Genomic DNA, 17,314 nt, shown 5'->3' on the forward strand with positions numbered 1-17,314 from the left:
CATCAGACTTTCTCCACGATCTTCTGGCCCATGAGGCCCTGTGGTCTGACGACGAGCACCACGATGATGAGCACGAAGATGCTGATCTCGCGCAGCTCGGCCTGCCAGAGCCCGACGAGCGCCTCGATCAGCCCGAGCAGAAAGCCCCCGAGCATGCAGCCGCGCGGACTCGTGAGGCCACCGAGGATCGCCGAGGAAAACGCCTTGAGCGCAAGCGTCATGCCCATGAACACCGAGGCCGTGGTGATCGGCGCAATCAGCAGTCCCGCAAGGCCCGCGAGGCTCGAACTGATGACGAAGGCCAGCACCACGATGGCCCCCACATTGATGCCCATGAGCGTTGCGGCGCTGCCGCTCTGCGCGACGGCTCGCACCGCCTTGCCGATGCGCGTGCGCCGCATCACGTAGTCGAGACTGAGCAGCACGATGACGCTGCACACCAGCACCAGCACCTCCTGCGGCAACACACCGGCGCCGCCGATGCGAATCACATCGCTGCCGAGTGGCGACGGCATCACCATCGGCGACGGCCCCCAGATCGCGAGCGCGGTGTTCTGGATGATGATGCCGAAGCCGATGGTGCTCATCACCCAGGCCATGCCGCCGCGCCCCACGAAGGGCCGCACCGCCGTGTAATACAGCACCACGCCCAAGAGACCCAGCACGGCCATGGTGGCGATCAGGCTGAGCACATAGCGCACCAGGGAGACGTCGGCCGGCACCAGCGTGTCGGTGATGTTCTTGCCCGCGAGCAACAGCAGCACGGACACCGCCACGAACGCGCCCGCGACCAGAAACTCGCCCTGACCGAAGTTCAGCGTCTTCGTGGTGTTGAAGGTGATGTTGAAACCCACCGCGACCAGCGCGTAGATGCTGCCCAGTGCGAGCCCGCTAAAGACGGCCTGCAGAATCGAATCGAACATAGTCGCTGCCCCACGTGCAACAAACCTGCAAAAGGACAAGGCCTGCCGACCTGTGGTCGGGGCAGGCCTTGCTGCTTCAATATTTCACCGGATCACTTCTTCAGATCGGCGGGCTTGAGAGACTTGTAGACATCGTCCTCGAAGCGCACGACCTCACTGCCCTTCCAGCGCGCGAGATAGAAATCGCTCACGCTCAGACCTTCATGGTTGGTCTTGGAAAACGGCTTGTCGTAGGTCTTGATCACGCCCTCGGTCTTGTTCAGGCTCTCGAGCGCCGCGGCGACCTTATCGCCATCGGTGCTGTTGGCCTGCTTCATCGCGGCGGCCAGCAGCATCACCGAGTCATAGGCCTGGGCGGAGCAGGGAAAAGTGGTCAGCGTGGGGAAGTTCACGCGCACGCGCTGGCCGAGCGCCTTGGTCCTGGCCGAAGTGTCCTCGGTGGTGGACGCCGCCATGATCAGGTGTTCGGCGAGCTTGGTGCCCGCCATCTTGGGCAGCAGCGAACTCAGGTTGCCCCAGGTGCCAAGCGTGATCGGCATGTAGTTGACCTTCTCCATGCTGCGCAGCACCTGCGCGGCGCCGTCCGCAATGCCGTAGATGATCACCGTGTCGGCACCCGCAGCCTTGATCTTGTTGAGCTGCGAGGTCATGTCGGTGTCCTTGGGACCGTACTTTTCCACCGCCACGGGCTTCACGCCATGCAGCGCGAGGATCTCGGTCGCATCCTTGATGCCGCCCTGGCCGTAACCAGTGGAGTCGGCCAGAATCGCGATCTTCTTGTCCTTGGAGGCCTTCACCGCATAGGCGCCGAGCAGCGAGACCTGCTCGCGATCCACCATGGAGATGCGGTACAGGTAGTTCTGCGGCTCCTTGGCGTAGCGCGTGGTGATTTCGGTCGCCGTACCAATCGGCACGACCACCGGAATCTTTTTCTGCTGGGGAATGTGCAGCCAGGCGAGCGCGTTGCCCGAATTGGCCGGACCGACGATGCCGCTGACCTTCTCGCTGTCGATCAACTCCTGCACCGTCTGGATCGCCTTGGGCGGCGTACCCTGATCGTCGCGCACCACGCCGACGACCTTGCGGCCCATGATGCCGCCTGCCTTGTTGATGTCCTCGATTGCGGCCTCGAAGCCCCAGCGACCGGCAATGCCGAGTTCGGCCACACCGCTGGCCGACTGGTCGGCGGTGTAGCCGATCTTGATGTCCTGCGCCTGCGCGCCCGCCACGGCCCAGGTTCCGAGGGCGCCCACCACCCAGTGGCAAATCGCTTTCTTCATGCTCGCGTCTCCTATCGTGTTGATTTTCACAGCCCTATCCAGACACGGCGGCGCTCCACACGAGTGGGGCCCCCATCACCAGAATCAATGTAGCGGCTATCAACAGGAACGCATCCCGGGTTTATCCCGAAGCCATCGAGCACGTTGGAAATCTGCCAAGGACGTCATGCATAGGCAAGCCCGGTGGCGACGCCGCCGAACAGGTCGCCCTCGACCTGCGGTGTATCGGGAAACGCGGTGCGCAGCACGTCACGCAGCGCGGTGAGCGCGGAGGATCCGCCGGTCAGGTAAATGGCTCCAGGCGCGCCAACTCCGGCAGTGCGCACGCAGTTCTGCGCGCAACTGACCACCTGGCCGAGCAGGCCGTGCAGCCGCGTCTGCAGATCCTCGGGCGAAATCTGCGCGCCGAGATCGCGTTCGAGCCAGTTCAGGTCGATGGGCGTGGCCAGATGCGCGCTGGACGCGCCGATCTTCGCCTGCTCCACGGCGTCCGCGAGCCGGTGACCTTCGCGTTCTTCGAGCACCTGCATGAGGCGTTGGTGCAGACGCGGATCGGCGTAGTTGGTGCGCAGATCGCGCGCCGCCGCAATCGCCTTGGGCGCATACAGCCACTGAATCAAATGCCAGGTCGAGAGATCAAAGAACACGCTGCTCGGCACCTCTCGGCCACCCGGGCCGATATGGCGGTAGCCGAGCAGGGGCATGACCTGCTCGACGTTGAGCCGGTGATCGAAATCCGTGCCGCCGATGTGCACGCCACCGGTCGCGAGAATGTCGCTGCTGCGATTGTGCTTGCCTGCGTGGCCGGGCCCAAGCCGCACCACCGTGAAGTCGGACGTGCCGCCACCGACGTCGACCACCAGCGCGATGGTTTCTTCGCTCAGGCGCTGCTCGTAGTCCAGTGCCGCCGCAATCGGTTCGAGCTGAAAGCTCACCTCGCCCAGGCCCGCATCGCGCGCCGCAGCGGCGAGCGCGTTCTGCGCCTCGCGATCACGTTCCGGGTGCTCGTCGACAAAGTGCACCGGACGTCCGAGCACCACGCGTTCGGGCAATCGGCCATTGAGGGCGAGCTGCGCCTTTTTCGCAACGTGGCGCAGAAACAGCGAGATGATGTCCTGATAACTCACGAGCCTGTCGTGAACCAGGGTCTTCTCCTGCAGCAGCGCGCTGCCCAGCAGGCTCTTGAGCGATCGCATCAGGCGGCCCGGCTCGCCCTCCAGATACTGCCGCATGGCATCGCGCCCGAAGTGCGTGCGATGCTCCTCGGTGTTGATGAAGAGCGCTGTCGGCATGCCGGTGAACCCGCCTTCGAGCGCCAGCAGACGCGACGGTTCGCCGGGCGCGCGCCAGGCGGCAGCGGAGTTGGAAGTTCCGAAGTCAATGCCGAGCGTGCCGGCTGCGGTGGGAGAAGAATCTGTCATGGCGCTGGCGAAAGAATCTGTCATGGCGCGTTCGCAGCGACCGCATTTGCCTGCGGCCCGCGAGACCACCTCGTTCACGACACTACTAGGGCCTGTTCACACAACGCACGGGATCGCGTTGTGCAGTCTTGGGATGGGATGCAAGGCGCAGGCTCGAAGCAAGGTAGGTACCTTGCGAGAGACTGCAACGCCGCAGACCGCCCAAGACTGCGCAACCCTTCGGGCAAGCCAGGCAGGGCCGCCCCTGCGGCGTTGCATTCCTTGCGCGGGTGCCTACCCGCGCGGCGTCACGCGCCTAGCATGGGCGGTCCTGTCTGGCTTGCGCGACCCCGTGGGTTGTGTGAACAGGCCCTAGATGTTCAAAATGAAAAAGCCCGCTTGGTTAAAAGCGGGCTTTTCGATTTGGTTGCGCGAGAAGGATTTGAACCTCCGACCTTTGGGTTATGAGCCCAACGAGCTACCAGACTGCTCCATCGCGCGGTAAGCTGAAATTATAACCTATTTTCGAGGTTCAATTTGAATTAAGCGGCAGATTCGTTATTTTCTGCGACTTCCGGGGCGCGGTCGACCAACTCGACATAAGCCATCGGTGCATTGTCACCCACTCGGTAACCCATCTTCAGGATACGTGTGTAGCCGCCTGGACGCGCGTTGAAACGCGGGCCGAGGTCGTTGAACAGCTTGGTCACGCTGTCACGGTCGCGCAGGCGGTCAAACGCCAGACGACGGTTGGCAACGGTGTCGACCTTGGCCAGAGTGATCATGGGCTCGATCACGCGGCGCAGTTCCTTTGCCTTGGGAACGGTAGTCTTGATGGCCTCGTGCTCGATGAGCGAGTTCATCATGTTCTTCAGCATCGCGAGGCGGTGCGAGCTGGTGCGATTCAATTTGCGAAGGCCGAGACCGTGGCGCATGGGAATTTCCTTTTTTAAATTTAAAGCGGCTAGCCGGATCAGGTACTAGCCGCTGCGCGGTACGCGTATTTTGCGAGGCTCTCTAAAGCAATGCCCGAGAGAGCCCGCGATTATAGCGTTGAAGATCAACGCTTGTCGAGACCCGCCGGTGGCCAGTTCTCGAGTTTCATGCCGAGCGTGAGGCCACGCGAGGCAAGAACTTCCTTGATTTCATTGAGCGACTTGCGACCCAGATTCGGCGTCTTGAGCAACTCATTCTCGGTGCGCTGGATCAGATCACCGATGTAGTAGATGTTCTCTGCCTTGAGGCAGTTGGCCGAACGCACGGTGAGTTCCAGCTCGTCCACGGGACGCAGCAGGATCGGATCGAACGTCGCGTTGTTGCGCGAGCCGGACGGCGCATCGAATGCCGCCAGTTCGCCGCCTTCGAGCTGAGCGAACACCGCGAGCTGTTCCACCAGGATCTTGGCGGAGGCGCGCACTGCGTCTTCAGCGGTGATGGCACCGTTGGTTTCGATCTCGACGACCAGCTTGTCCAGGTCGGTACGTTGCTCCACACGAGCGCTTTCCACGGTGTAGCTCACGCGCTTGACCGGTGAGAACGATGCGTCCAGAACGATGCGGCCAATCGACTTGGTCGACTCGTCAGCATAGCGGCGCAGGTTGCCGGGCACATAGCCACGACCCTTTTCGACCTTGATCTGCATGTCCAGCTTGCCGCCGGCAGACAGATGGGCGATCACGTGATCCGGATTGACGATCTCGACGTCATGCGGAGTCTGGATGTCCTGTGCGGTGACAACGCCTTCGCCGTCCTTGCGCAGGCTCAGCGTCACTTCGTCACGGTTGTGCAGCTTGAAGACCACACCCTTCAGGTTCAGAAGAATGTTGACTACGTCTTCCTGAACGCCATCAATGGACGAGTACTCGTGGAGCACGCCGGCGATGGTCACTTCGGTGGCGGCATAACCCACCATGGAGGACAGCAGCACGCGACGGATGGCATTGCCCAATGTATGGCCATAACCCCGCTCGAACGGCTCCAACTCGACCTTGGCACGATTGTGACCAAGCTGCTCAACGTTAATTGCCTTGGGCTTCAGCAAATTGGTTTGCATGCGAACTTCCTCTTAATACCCCCAGCTCGTTACACCGGTAAGGCTAGTGAAGCGCCTAAACCGCGATGCCTCGCGGTTCAGGAACAGTTTCTCGATAACTTCAGCCTGGCAGCGAATTAGCGCGAATACAACTCAACGATCAGCGATTCGTTGATGTCGGCTGCGAATTCGTCACGGTCAGGAGACTTCTTGAAGGTGCCTTCGACCTTGTCTGCGTTCACCTCGACCCAAGCAGGCATGCCCACTTGTTGAGCCAGTTGCAGGGCTTCGACGATACGAGCCTGCTTCTTGGACTTCTCACGCACGGCAACCACATCACCAGCCTTCACGAGGTAGGAAGCGATGTTCACGGATTGACCGTTCACGGTGATGGCCTTGTGCGACACCAGTTGACGTGCTTCAGCACGTGTGGAGCCGAAGCCCATGCGGTACACGACGTTGTCCAGACGCGATTCGAGCACGGACAGCAGGTTGGCGCCGGTGTTGCCCTTCTTGCTGTCGGCCATCTCGAAATAGCGGCGGAATTGCTTCTCCAGCACGCCATACATGCGCTTTACTTTTTGCTTTTCGCGCAGTTGCAGGCCGTAGTCGGAGGTACGAGCACCCGAAGTGCGACCGTGCTGGCCGGGCTTGGTGTCGAACTTGGATTTGTCCGCAATCGAGCGACGGGCGCTCTTCAGGAACAGGTCGGTGCCTTCACGGCGGGAGAGTTTGGCCTTGGGCCGAGGTAACGTGCCACTTGAGCTTCCTTGTTTTCATCTGCCGTGCTGTTTGACCAGTACGGGAGCCACCATCGCTGAAAGCAACGGTGGCGGTGGGCTTATGAATCGATTAGATACGACGACGCTTCTGAGGGCGGCAGCCGTTGTGGGGAACCGGGGTCACATCGGAGATCGAGGTGATGCGGATGCCCAGCGCGCCCAGAGCGCGCACCGACGATTCGCGACCTGGGCCAGGCCCTTGATCTCGACGTCGACATTCTTGATACCTTGTTCCATGGCGGCGCGGCCAGCCACTTCCGAAGCTACCTGAGCAGCAAACGGAGTCGACTTGCGCGAACCCTTGAAACCCTGGCCGCCGGACGAAGCCCACGAGAGGGCATTGCCTTGGCGATCAGTGATGGTGATGATCGTGTTGTTGAACGATGCGTGCACGTGTGCGATGCCGTCAGAAACGTTCTTGCGAACCTTCTTGCGAACACGCTGGGCAGCATTGTTTGCGGGAGATTTAGCCATGGTGCTCTACCTATCTCTTTACTTCTTGAGTGCCGCTGCGCCCTTGCGCGGACCCTTGCGAGTGCGTGCATTGGTGCGCGTACGCTGGCCACGCATAGGCAGGCCTCGGCGATGGCGGAAGCCGCGATAGCAACCAATGTCCATCAAACGCTTGATGTTCATGGTGGTTTCGCGACGCAGGTCACCTTCGATGGTGAACTGGGCGATTTGATCGCGGATCTTTTCGAGATCTGCGTCAGTGAAGTCTTTGACCTTCTTGGCGAAGGCGATTCCGCATGCTTCGCAGATCTTGCGAGCGCGAGTGCGACCGATGCCATAGATGGCGGTCAGGCCAATCTCGGCATGCTGATGCGGAGGAATATTGATACCAGCGATACGTGCCATTTGCGTCCTCTAATGTCTCAATCAGCCTTGGCGCTGCTTGTGGCGTGCATCTGTACAGATGACACGCACAACGCCCTTGCGTCGGATGATCTTGCAGTTGCGGCAAATCTTCTTGACCGAAGCCGAAACTCTCATTGCGTTCTCCTAAATTTCCAATCGTCCCGGCTGCGAGCAGCGGAACACAAAGTCTCATACAAAATTTTGTGCCCGCGATAGATCGAAGGGCATCAATTTGCCGTTGCTTTCAGGCGAACCCAGCATTATGCCGCATTCGCCCAAAACCTGCTTGCCTCAGTCTCAGATCGTTGTTTTGAAGTTCGCCTTCTTCAACAACGACTCGTACTGCTGCGACATCATGTAGTTCTGAACCTGGGCCATGAAGTCCATGGTCACGACCACGATGATCATGAGGGAGGTGCCGCCAAAATAGAACGGCACGTTGTACTTCAGGATCAGGAACTCCGGCAACAGGCAGACGAATGTGATGTACACAGCGCCCACGAGTGTCAGTCGCACCAGGATCTTGTCGATGTAGCGTGCGGTGTTCTCGCCGGGACGGATACCCGGAATGAACGCACCACTCTTCTTCAAGTTGTCTGCTGTCTCGCGGCTGTTGAAAACCAGGGCCGTGTAGAAGAAGCAGAAGAAAATGATTGCAGCAGCGTAGAGCAACACGTAGATCGGCTGACCCGGGGTGAGAGCACCCGCGATGTCCTTCAACCAGCGCATGGACTCACCGGCACTGAACCAGTTCACCACAGTAGCAGGCAACAAGATGATGGACGAAGCAAAGATCGGGGGATCACGCCGGCCATGTTGAGCTTCAAAGGCAGATGGGAAGATTGACCCCCATAGACCTTGTTGCCCACCTGACGCCGCGCGTAGTTCACCAGGATCTTGCGTTGGCCGCGCTCGACGAACACCACGAAGTAGGTCACCAGCGCAATGATCACGATGATCAGGATTGCAGCCAGCGGGCCCATGGCGCCTGTGCGTACGAGTTCGAACATGCCACCGATCGCACTGGGCAGACCAGCCGCGATACCACCGAAGATCAGGATGGAAATACCATTGCCCAATCCGCGCTCGGTGATCTGCTCGCCCAGCCACATGAGGAACATGGTGCCAGCGGTGAGGCTGACAACGGCCGTCATGCGGAAGCCGAACCCGGGGTTCAGCACCAGACCAGCGGAGCTCTCCAGAGCGACGGCAATACCCAGCGACTGGAACAGCGCCAGACCCAGCGTCCCGTAACGGGTGTACTGCGTGATCTTGCGACGACCGGCTTCGCCTTCCTTCTTCAACTGCTCAAATGTCGGGACCACGTAGGTCATGAGCTGCATGATGATCGATGCCGAGATGTACGGCATGATCCCCAGTGCGAACACCGTGAAGCGCGAGAGCGCTCCACCCGAGAACATGTTGAACAGGTTCAGAATGCCACCTTGTTGGCCACTGAACAGCTGCTGCAGCTGAGCGGGGTCGATGCCCGGCACGGGGATATGCGCCCCGATGCGGTATACGACCAACGCCAGCAACAAAAACATCAGCCGACGACGCAGGTCGCCGAACTTGCCCGTTTTCGCAATTTGCGCTGCGTTAGTAGCCACGGATGCCTTTCTAGTTACCAGATCAGGCGATGGAGCCGCCGGCTGCTTCGATCGCAGCCTTTGCACCCGCAGTCGCGCCAATGCCGTTGAGCTTCACAGCCGTGGCGATTTCGCCCGACTTGATCACCTTCACGAACTTGACCAGTTGACCCACGAGGCCTGCATTCTTCAATGCAGCGACATCCACTTCGGCCAGGCCGAGTGCGGACAGTGCAGTCAGAGTCACTTCGCCGTTGAACTTCAACGACTGCGACTTGAAACCGCGCTTGGGCAGACGACGTTGCAGAGGCATCTGACCGCCTTCGAAGCCTACCTTGTGGTAGCCACCCGAACGCGACTTCTGACCCTTGTGACCACGACCGGCGGTCTTACCCAGACCCGAACCGATACCGCGGCCCACGCGACGCTTGGCGTGCTTTGCACCGTCTGCAGGCTTGATGCTATTGAGTTCCATCATCAATCCTTTCAGAGGACTTTGACCAGATAGCTGATCTTGTTGATCATGCCGCGCACTTCGGGCGTGTCCTTGAGTTCGCTGGTGCTGTTGAGCTTGCGAAGACCCAGGCCACGCACGGTGGCGCGGTGCGATTCCTTGGTGCCGATAGGGCTGCGCACCAGTTGAATCTTGACTGTTTGTTGCGTTGTCATTGCGTGCCTCTCAATCAGGCGGCGTACAGGTCTTCAACGCTCTTGCCGCGCTTGGCTGCCACTTCTGCGGGAGTAGTGGAATTTGCCAGTGCGTCAAACGTTGCACGAACCATGTTGTAAGGGTTGGACGAGCCGTGGCTCTTCGCAACGATGTCGGTGATACCCATCACCTCGAACACTGCGCGCATCGGGCCGCCAGCGATGATGCCGGTACCCTTAGGGGCCGGAGCAACCATCACGAATGCAGCGCCATGGTGACCGTTCACGGTGTGGTGCAGGGTGCCGTCCTTCAACGAAACCTTCACCATGTTGCGACGGGCTTCTTCCATGGCCTTCTGCACAGCAGCAGGCACTTCCTTGGACTTGCCCTTGCCCATGCCAACGCGGCCATCACCGTCGCCAACCACGGTCAGTGCAGCGAAGCCGAGAATACGACCACCCTTCACAACCTTGGTGACGCGGTTCACCGCGATCATTTTTTCGCGCAGACCGTCGTCACGACCTTCGTCTTGCACCTTGGGGAAAACTTTGCCATTTTTATCCGCTCCGCTTAGAACTGCAGACCCGCTTCGCGGGCAGCTTCAGCCAAAGCCTTCACGCGGCCGTGGTATGCGAAACCAGCGCGATCGAAAGCCACTTTTTCAACGCCGGCAGCCTTTGCCTTCTCAGCGATGAGCTTGCCGATGGCCTGTGCAGCCGAGACGTTGCCGCCCTTGCCTGCACCGCCCAGCGACTTGCGCACGTCGGCTTCCGCAGTGGAGGCCGTAGCCAGCACCTTGGCGCCATCGCCGGAAATCAGCGTCGCGTAGATATGGAGGTTCGTACGATTCACTGTCAGACGGGCAATGCCTTGTTGGGCAATACGGATGCGGGTCTGACGAGCACGACGAAGACGCTGCTCTTTCTTTGTCAACATTTTGCAGCTCCTTACTTCTTCTTGGTCTCTTTGATGACGACCTTTTCATCCGAATAACGGATGCCCTTGCCCTTGTATGGCTCGGGAGGACGCACAGCGCGGATTTCTGCAGCCAACTGGCCAACGCGTTGACGATCAGCACCCTTGAGGATGATTTCCGTCGGCGTGGGAGTCGCCACAGTGATGCCAGCGGGCATCTCGAAGTTCACAGGGTGCGAATAGCCCACTGCCAGGTTCAGCTTGGAACCCGATGCAGCAGCCTTGAAGCCCACGCCGATCAGCGTCAGCTTCTTTTCGAAACCCTTGCTCACGCCCACAACCATGTTGTTCACCAGCTGACGCATGGTGCCGCTCATGGCGTTGGCTTCGCGGGACTCATTGGCAGGGGCAAATGTGAACTTGCCGTCTTCCAGAGACACCTTCACCAGAGCGTTGGAGTTCAGGGACAAAGTGCCGCCTGTACCCTTCACGCTGATCTGGTCGTCTTTCATGGACACGTCCACGCCTTGCGGGACGGTTACCGGGGATTTGCCTACACGGGACATTTCAGTTTCTCCTCAATGCCACGTTAAGCGACGTAGCAAAGCACTTCGCCACCCACACCGGTAGCGCGTGCCTTGCGGTCGGTCATCACACCCTTGGGTGTGGTGACGATTGCCACGCCCAGACCGTTCTGCACGGTAGGGATGGAATCACGACCCTTGTAGACACGCAGGCCGGGGCGGCTCACGCGCTCGATACGCTCGATCACTGGGCGACCGGCGTAGTACTTCAATGTGATTTGGAGTTCGGACTTGCCGTCTTCCGACTTGACCTGGAAGCCGTCAATGTAACCCTCGTCCTTCAGCACTTGGGCAATGGCTACCTTCACCTTGGAAGATGGCACCGAAACCGATGCCTTGGAAACCATTTGCGCATTGCGAATGCGGGTCAGCAAGTCAGCGATGGGATCACTCATGCTCATGTTGTATCTCTCCTGCCTGCTTACCAGCTGGCCTTGGTGACACCGGGGATGTCGCCAGCAAAAGCCAGTTCACGGATCTTTGCGCGACCCAGACCAAACTGGCGGAACGTGCCACGTGGGCGGCCAGTGATTTCGCAGCGGTTGCGCTGACGGGTCGGGTTGGCGTTGCGGGGGAGCTTTTGCAGACCCAGGCGGGCTGCTTCACGCTCTTCATCGCTACGCTTCGCGTCGTTGGCGATTGCCTTCAGTTCTGCGTACTTCGCAGCGTACTTGGCGGCCAGTTTTTCGCGCTTCAGTTCGCGCTGGATCAAAGCTACTTTAGCCATCGCTGCCTCAGTTCTTGAAGGGGAAACGGAAGCCTTGGAGAAGAGCCTTGGCTTCTTCGTCGTTCTTGGCTGTCGTTGTGATGCTGATATTGAGACCACGCAGTGCGTCGACCTTGTCGTACTCAATTTCAGGGAAGATGATCTGTTCTTTGACGCCGATGTTGTAGTTGCCACGGCCGTCGAAAGCGCGACCGGAGATACCACGGAAGTCACGAACGCGCGGCAGGGCCACGGTCACGAAACGGTCCAGGAACTCATACATCTGAACGCCACGCAGCGTCACCATGCAGCCAATGGCCTGACCTTCGCGGATCTTGAAACCGGCGATCGGGCGCTTGGACTTGGTGACCACAGGCTTCTGGCCAGCGATCTTCGTGAGGTCGGCCACAGCGTGGTCCATGACCTTCTTGTCAGCTACGGCCTCGCTCACACCCATGTTCAGGGTGATCTTGGTGAGACGCGGAACTTGCATGGGAGACTTGTAGCCGAACTTTTCTGTGAGTTCAGCAACAATCTTTTCGCGATAGTATTTTTGCAGACGTGCCATGTTGACTCCTTAGGCTGCCTTGATTTCGGCGCCGTTGGACTTGAACACGCGAATGCGCGAACCGTCAGCCTGCACCTTGATGCCCACGCGGTCAGCCTTGCCCGAGGTGGCGTTGAAGATTGCCACGTTGGACTGGTGGATCGGCATGGCCTTTTCCACGATACCGCCAGTCGTACCCTTCATCGGGTTCGGCTTGACGTGCTTCTTGACTAGGTTGATGCCTTCCACGACAACGTGGGAGTCATCCTTGCGCAGCGCAACCGTGCCGCGCTTGCCCTTATCGCGCCCTGTGAGCACGATGACTTCATCGCCCTTGCGAATCTTGTTCATAAGTCGTGTCCTTAGAGAACTTCAGGTGCCAGCGACACGATCTTCATGAACTTTTCAGTCCGAAGTTCACGCGTCACGGGGCCGAAGATGCGGGTGCCGATTGGCTCCAGCTTGGCGTTCAGCAACACTGCTGCGTTGCCGTCGAACTTGACAAGCGAACCATCGCCACGGCGGATGCCCTTGGCTGTACGAACCACCACTGCGCTGTACACGTCGCCTTTTTTGACGCGGCCACGCGGTGCTGCTTCCTTGATGGTCACCTTGATGATGTCACCGACGCTTGCATAGCGACGCTTGGAGCCGCCGAGCACCTTGATGCACAGGACGGACTTCGCGCCGGTATTGTCGGCGACGTCTAACCGAGTTTCTGTCTGGATCATTTCAATATTCCCAACTTGCACCGGAATCACCCTCACGAAATGAGAGCAAACCAGTCAGTCTTGGGCCCGTCGTCAGAGCTGCAAACCATTCACAGCTCATCCGCTGGGCAGAAAAGTTTTCGCATAAATTAATGCGAAGCCTTGTATTCTCGCAAAGAAATATCCTGCCGTCAAGCGGCTGGATGTACTTCGCAGGTGTTGCATCCCTGAAAAAGAGGCTCAGGGCTGCGGAACCGTTGCGTATTGTTGCGCAATTGCCGAAAAAACGTCCAATTGCGGATCTATTCCCAGCTCCTCGCCAAGGATTTCGGCCACGCGCGGCGCCACGGCTGCCGCCTGACGCGCATCGAGAAACAGCATCCGCACGCGGCGCGCCAGCACGTCTTCCACCGTACGGGCGTATTCGCAGCGGGCGGCAAACCGCACCATCGCCTCGGTGAAGCCCGGAGCCAGTTCGACCCCGGCGCCCTCCAGCGATTGCACGAAACCCGCCTCGCTGCCATAGGAATGCAGGCCCTGCGGATCGTTCATGCCCTCGCGCATCGGGCCCGTCGTCGCGCCCACCACTGGAAGACGGACCGTGACGCCGCCGGCACGCCTGGGCAGGAGCCTCGCGTCCATGCAGTGCTCGAGCACGTCTTCGGCCATCGAGCGATAGGTGGTCCACTTGCCGCCCGTGACCGTCACCAGCCCGCTGGCACTGACCAGCACCGTGTGTTCGCGGCTGATCTTCTTGGTGTTGCCCGCGTCGTCGTCCTGATGCTTGACCAGCGGGCGCAGCCCCGCCCAGATGCTGCGCACGTCCGATATGCGGGGCGCGCGGCGCAGGTATCGCGCCGCTTCCCTCAGAATGAAGGCGACCTCTTTTTTCATGGCCTCGGGCTCGTAGTCAAGCTGGTTCTTCGGGCTGTCCGTCGTGCCCAGAATCACCTTTCCCAGCCACGGCACGGCAAACAGCACGCGGCCATCGGTGGTCTTGGGCACCATCAGTGCGTGATCGGAGGGCAGAAACTCGCGATCCACCACGATGTGCACGCCCTGGCTCGGCGCGACCATGGGCTTGACCGGCTTGCCGACGGCCTCACCATCCTTTTCGCGCAGCGCATCGACCCATACGCCGGCCGCGTTCACCACGCAGCGCGCCTTGATCTCGAAACGCGCCCCGGCTTCCTTGTCCACGCAGACGAGCCCGTTGACCTTGCCATCGGCATAGGTGAGCCCGGTCACCTCGCAATAGTTCACGAGCAGCGCGCCCTTGAGCGCCGCCGTGCGGGCCAGCGCAAGCGCTAGGCGCGCGTCGTCGAACTGGCCATCCCAATACTTGACGCCGCCCTTGAGCCCGTCGCTCGCCACCGTGGGCAGGCAGCGGATGGTGTCCATGCGCCCGAGAAATTCGGTCGCGCCAAGCCCTGCGGCACCCGCGAGCGCGTCGTACATCTTGAGCCCCGCGCCGTAGAACGGCGTCTCCCACAGCTTGTAGGATGGCATCACAAAGGCCAGCGGTCGCGCCAGATGCGGCGCATTCCTGAGCAGCGTGGTGCGCTCATGCAGTGCCTCGCGCACCAGCGAGATATTGCCCTGGGCCAGATAGCGCACGCCGCCATGCACCAGCTTGGTCGCACGCGAGGATGTGCCCTTGGCGAAGTCGTGCGATTCGAGCAGCACCACCTTGAAGCCGCGCGCAGCGGCATCGAGCGCCGTGCCCAGCCCCGTCGCGCCACCGCCGACGATGGCAAGGTCGTATTCGACCGGCTCGGCCAGTTGCTTCAGCAGTTCTGAGCGTACGGTCTGGAGCGGAGCTTGGTTCGTGTGGATGCCGTTCATGGTGTGAAATCGCTGAAGGGTTGGCTGGCGTATCAATCGCTGTTTGTGCGATTTTTTTCTATTATGTTCCTTTTTTTTCGTTTTCGACGGACAATGTTTTCAAACCAAGCGCCTTGGCGTTCCTGCCAGGCCCGACCGAGCGCCCGACCCAAACCTCATCACCGCCATGATTGCCAATCCCCGCCTTGACCTGCTCGTCGACGAAGTGCGTCGCCAGGGCTCCGCCTCGGTGGAGGCGCTCGCGGACAAGCTCGGCGTGACGTTGCAGACGGTGCGGCGCGACGTCAAGCAGCTTGCCCAGCAAGGCGTTCTGTCGCGCTATCACGGCGGCGTGCGCATGCCCGCCTCCACCACCGAGAACATCGGCTACGTTCAGCGCCAGTTGCTCAACGAGGCCGCCAAGCGCTCCATCGCCCGCCAGGTGGCCAGCGCGATTCCCGATGGCTGTTCGCTGATCCTGAACATCGGCACCACCACCGAGGCCATCGCGCGCGCGCTCATGCAGCATCAAGGGCTGCGCGTGATCACCAACAGCCTGAACGTGGCCGCGATCCTGGCCGACAACCCGGAATGCGAGGTCATCGTCGCGGGCGGCGTGGTTCGCTCGCGCGATCACGGCATCGTCGGCGAGACGGCGGTCGATTTCATCCGCCAGTTCCGCGTCGATATCGGCGTGATCGGCATCTCGGGCATCGAGCAGGATGGTTCGTTGCGCGACTTCGATCTGCGCGAGGTGAAGGTCGCGCAGTCCATCATTGCGCAGTCGCGCGAGGTCTGGCTGGCCGCCGATGCGAGCAAGTTCGACCGGCCCGCGATGATCGAGCTGGCCCGGCTCGGCCAGATCGACGTGCTCTATACCGATGTCGAACCGCCCGCGCCCTATGCCGCGCTGCTCGAAGAAGCCGGCGTGCGATGCGTGATTGCCTCCCGAACCCCATAACCTCAGCCGAAAAACCATGACCTCGTACCTTCTCGCTCTTGACCAGGGCACCTCCAGCTCGCGCAGCATCGTGTTCGACGCGAAGGGCCAGATCGTCGCGCTCGCGCAGCACGAGTTGCCGCAGATCTATCCGCGTCCGGGCTGGGTCGAGCACAGCCCTGCGCAGATCTGGAACACCCAGCTCGCCACCGCGCAGGAGGCCCTCAAGAAGGCGGGCATCAACGCAAGCCAGATCCGCTCCATCGGCATCACCAACCAGCGCGAGACCACGGTGCTGTGGAACCGCAAGACCGGCGCGCCGGTCCACAACGCCATCGTCTGGCAGGACCGCCGCGCCGAGCCGATCTGCGCCGAGCTGCGCGAGCGCGGCTTGGCCGAGACCATCCAGACCAAGACCGGTTTGCTGATCGACGCCTACTTCTCGGGCACCAAGCTGCAATGGCTGCTCGACAACGTGCCCGGCGCGCGCGCGCAGGCCGAGCGCGGCGAACTGGCGTTCGGCACCGTGGATTCTTGGCTGATCTGGCAGCTCACGCAGGGCCGACGCCACCTCACCGATGTGAGCAATGCGTCGCGCACCATGCTCTTCAATGTGCATACCAACACATGGGACGACGAACTGCTCGCAGCCCTGAACATCCCGCGCTCGCTGATGCCCGAGGTGCTGCCGTCGAGTGCGGATTTCGGCGCGACGGCAGAGGCACTGCTCGGCAGCAGCATCGCCATCGGCGGCGTCGCGGGCGACCAGCAAAGCGCGCTGTTCGGCCAGGCCTGTTTCAGCGCCGGCATGGCCAAGAACACCTATGGCACGGGTTGCTTCCTGTTGATGCACACCGGCCACCACTTCCAGGCCTCGCACAACGGTCTGCTCACCACCAGCGCGGCGCAGACGCACACGCGCGCCGAATTTGCGATGGAGGGCAGCGTGTTCGTCGGCGGTGCGGTCGTGCAATGGTTGCGCGATGGCTTGCGCGCCATCGAAAACAGCGGCGAGGTGCAATCGCTCGCCGAAAACGTTCCCGACTCGGGCGGCGTGATGCTGGTGCCAGCGTTCACCGGCCTCGGCGCGCCCTACTGGAAACCCGACGCGCGCGGCACGATCACCGGTCTGACACGCGGCACGACCATCGCGCACATCGCACGCGCCGCACTCGAGTCGATTGCCTACCAAAGCGCCGCGCTGCTGCAGGCGATGAGCCGCGACGCCGTGGCCGCCGGTGGCGCGCCCGTCACCGAACTGCGTGTGGACGGCGGTGCCAGCGTGAACAATCTGCTGATGCAGTTCCAGGCCGATCTGCTCGGGATTCCCGTGGTGCGTCCGGCGTGTGTGGAAACCACCGCGCTCGGCGCGGCCTATCTCGCGGGACTGTCTTCGGGCCTGTACCAAAGCACGAAGGAACTGTCGGCGCTCTGGAAGGCCGAACGCCGCTTCATGCCGACCATGCAACGCGGCCGCGCCGCCGAACTCATGCAGCAGTGGGAGCATGCGGTGCGCCAGACCACTGCGGCCTAAGCCGATCAGGCCTGCATAAAAAAGAACTGGCGCCTCAAGGG

At 60.9% G+C, this 17,314-nt stretch carries 20 protein-coding genes, 1 tRNA gene and 3 pseudogenes; 2 read left to right on the forward strand and 22 right to left on the reverse strand.

Translation table 11 applies throughout. The annotated features are described in order from the left end of the window. Positions 1-2 precede the first annotated feature (2 nt). The 22 genes and pseudogenes from H9K75_RS09900 to H9K75_RS10005 all read right to left on the reverse strand — a co-directional run bounded on the left by H9K75_RS09900 (position 3) and on the right by H9K75_RS10005 (position 14,820). The gene (locus H9K75_RS09900; protein WP_187725648.1) at positions 3-923 is read right to left on the reverse strand and encodes a branched-chain amino acid ABC transporter permease; all 921 of its coding nucleotides are present in this window, start codon (positions 921-923) and stop codon (positions 3-5) included. A gap of 92 nt (positions 924-1,015) precedes the next feature. Next, on the reverse strand, positions 1,016-2,203 hold the full coding sequence (locus H9K75_RS09905) for an ABC transporter substrate-binding protein (protein ID WP_187725649.1): 1,188 nt from the start codon (positions 2,201-2,203) through the stop codon (positions 1,016-1,018). Positions 2,204-2,367: 164 nt separating this feature from the next. Beyond that, on the reverse strand, positions 2,368-3,648 hold the full coding sequence (locus tag H9K75_RS09910; RefSeq protein WP_404826420.1) for an Hsp70 family protein: 1,281 nt from the start codon (positions 3,646-3,648) through the stop codon (positions 2,368-2,370). Between the two features lie 379 nt (positions 3,649-4,027). Then, positions 4,028-4,104 (reverse strand) — tRNA-Met (locus tag H9K75_RS09915). A 41-nt stretch (positions 4,105-4,145) separates the two neighbouring features. Then, positions 4,146-4,538 carry a 50S ribosomal protein L17 gene (gene rplQ, locus H9K75_RS09920; protein WP_187725651.1) on the reverse strand — a complete coding sequence of 131 codons (393 nt, stop codon included), beginning with the start codon at positions 4,536-4,538 and terminating at the stop codon, positions 4,146-4,148. Between the two features lie 125 nt (positions 4,539-4,663). Then, complete coding sequence (locus tag H9K75_RS09925; protein ID WP_187725652.1) at positions 4,664-5,656, reverse strand: DNA-directed RNA polymerase subunit alpha; 993 nt, start codon at positions 5,654-5,656, stop codon at positions 4,664-4,666. 116 nt (positions 5,657-5,772) lie between these two features. Continuing rightward, positions 5,773-6,395, reverse strand: a pseudogene (rpsD, locus tag H9K75_RS09930) (30S ribosomal protein S4). Between the two features lie 92 nt (positions 6,396-6,487). Beyond that, positions 6,488-6,891: pseudogene (gene rpsK, locus H9K75_RS09935) on the reverse strand (30S ribosomal protein S11). Between the two features lie 18 nt (positions 6,892-6,909). Beyond that, positions 6,910-7,275, reverse strand: a complete 366-nt coding sequence (gene rpsM / locus H9K75_RS09940) for a 30S ribosomal protein S13 (protein WP_187725653.1) — start codon at positions 7,273-7,275, stop codon at positions 6,910-6,912. Positions 7,276-7,296: 21 nt separating this feature from the next. Continuing rightward, positions 7,297-7,410 (reverse strand): 50S ribosomal protein L36, encoded by a 114-nt coding sequence (gene rpmJ, locus H9K75_RS09945; RefSeq protein ID WP_019576345.1) that lies wholly within the window; start codon positions 7,408-7,410, stop codon positions 7,297-7,299. Positions 7,411-7,572: 162 nt separating this feature from the next. Next, positions 7,573-8,885: pseudogene (gene secY / locus H9K75_RS09950) on the reverse strand (preprotein translocase subunit SecY). Between the two features lie 22 nt (positions 8,886-8,907). Next, the gene (gene rplO / locus H9K75_RS09955) at positions 8,908-9,339 is read right to left on the reverse strand and encodes a 50S ribosomal protein L15 (protein WP_187725654.1); all 432 of its coding nucleotides are present in this window, start codon (positions 9,337-9,339) and stop codon (positions 8,908-8,910) included. Positions 9,340-9,350: 11 nt separating this feature from the next. Next, positions 9,351-9,533, reverse strand: coding sequence for a 50S ribosomal protein L30 (gene rpmD / locus H9K75_RS09960; protein WP_166067731.1), 183 nt, complete (start codon positions 9,531-9,533; stop codon positions 9,351-9,353). A 14-nt stretch (positions 9,534-9,547) separates the two neighbouring features. Then, a complete protein-coding gene (gene rpsE, locus H9K75_RS09965; protein WP_187725990.1) occupies positions 9,548-10,009 on the reverse strand; it encodes a 30S ribosomal protein S5 in 462 nt (153 codons plus the stop codon). A 74-nt stretch (positions 10,010-10,083) separates the two neighbouring features. After that, positions 10,084-10,449, reverse strand: a complete 366-nt coding sequence (gene rplR / locus H9K75_RS09970) for a 50S ribosomal protein L18 (protein ID WP_187725655.1) — start codon at positions 10,447-10,449, stop codon at positions 10,084-10,086. Between the two features lie 11 nt (positions 10,450-10,460). Next, entirely contained in the window at positions 10,461-10,994 is a 534-nt protein-coding gene (rplF, locus tag H9K75_RS09975; protein WP_187725656.1) for a 50S ribosomal protein L6, read from the reverse strand. Positions 10,995-11,017: 23 nt separating this feature from the next. Beyond that, entirely contained in the window at positions 11,018-11,413 is a 396-nt protein-coding gene (rpsH, locus tag H9K75_RS09980; protein ID WP_187725657.1) for a 30S ribosomal protein S8, read from the reverse strand. 20 nt (positions 11,414-11,433) lie between these two features. Then, positions 11,434-11,739 carry a 30S ribosomal protein S14 gene (gene rpsN / locus H9K75_RS09985; RefSeq protein ID WP_187725658.1) on the reverse strand — a complete coding sequence of 102 codons (306 nt, stop codon included), beginning with the start codon at positions 11,737-11,739 and terminating at the stop codon, positions 11,434-11,436. Between the two features lie 7 nt (positions 11,740-11,746). After that, positions 11,747-12,286, reverse strand: coding sequence for a 50S ribosomal protein L5 (gene rplE / locus H9K75_RS09990; protein ID WP_187725659.1), 540 nt, complete (start codon positions 12,284-12,286; stop codon positions 11,747-11,749). Between the two features lie 9 nt (positions 12,287-12,295). Beyond that, positions 12,296-12,616, reverse strand: a complete 321-nt coding sequence (gene rplX / locus H9K75_RS09995) for a 50S ribosomal protein L24 (protein WP_187725660.1) — start codon at positions 12,614-12,616, stop codon at positions 12,296-12,298. Positions 12,617-12,627: 11 nt separating this feature from the next. Beyond that, positions 12,628-12,996: a 50S ribosomal protein L14 gene (rplN, locus tag H9K75_RS10000; protein WP_187725991.1), complete on the reverse strand. Its 369-nt coding sequence runs from the start codon at positions 12,994-12,996 to the stop codon at positions 12,628-12,630. A 219-nt stretch (positions 12,997-13,215) separates the two neighbouring features. Next, a complete protein-coding gene (locus tag H9K75_RS10005; protein ID WP_187725661.1) occupies positions 13,216-14,820 on the reverse strand; it encodes a glycerol-3-phosphate dehydrogenase/oxidase in 1,605 nt (534 codons plus the stop codon). Positions 14,821-14,986: 166 nt separating this feature from the next. Between H9K75_RS10005 and H9K75_RS10010 the strand changes: the two genes are divergently transcribed. Beyond that, on the forward strand, positions 14,987-15,760 hold the full coding sequence (locus H9K75_RS10010; RefSeq protein ID WP_187725662.1) for a DeoR/GlpR family DNA-binding transcription regulator: 774 nt from the start codon (positions 14,987-14,989) through the stop codon (positions 15,758-15,760). 16 nt (positions 15,761-15,776) lie between these two features. Next, the gene (glpK, locus tag H9K75_RS10015; RefSeq protein ID WP_187725663.1) at positions 15,777-17,273 is read left to right on the forward strand and encodes a glycerol kinase GlpK; all 1,497 of its coding nucleotides are present in this window, start codon (positions 15,777-15,779) and stop codon (positions 17,271-17,273) included. Positions 17,274-17,314 lie beyond the last annotated feature (41 nt).

It is taken from the genome of Diaphorobacter aerolatus (assembly GCF_014489535.1).
GTDB lineage: Bacteria > Pseudomonadota > Gammaproteobacteria > Burkholderiales > Burkholderiaceae_C > Diaphorobacter_A > Diaphorobacter_A aerolatus.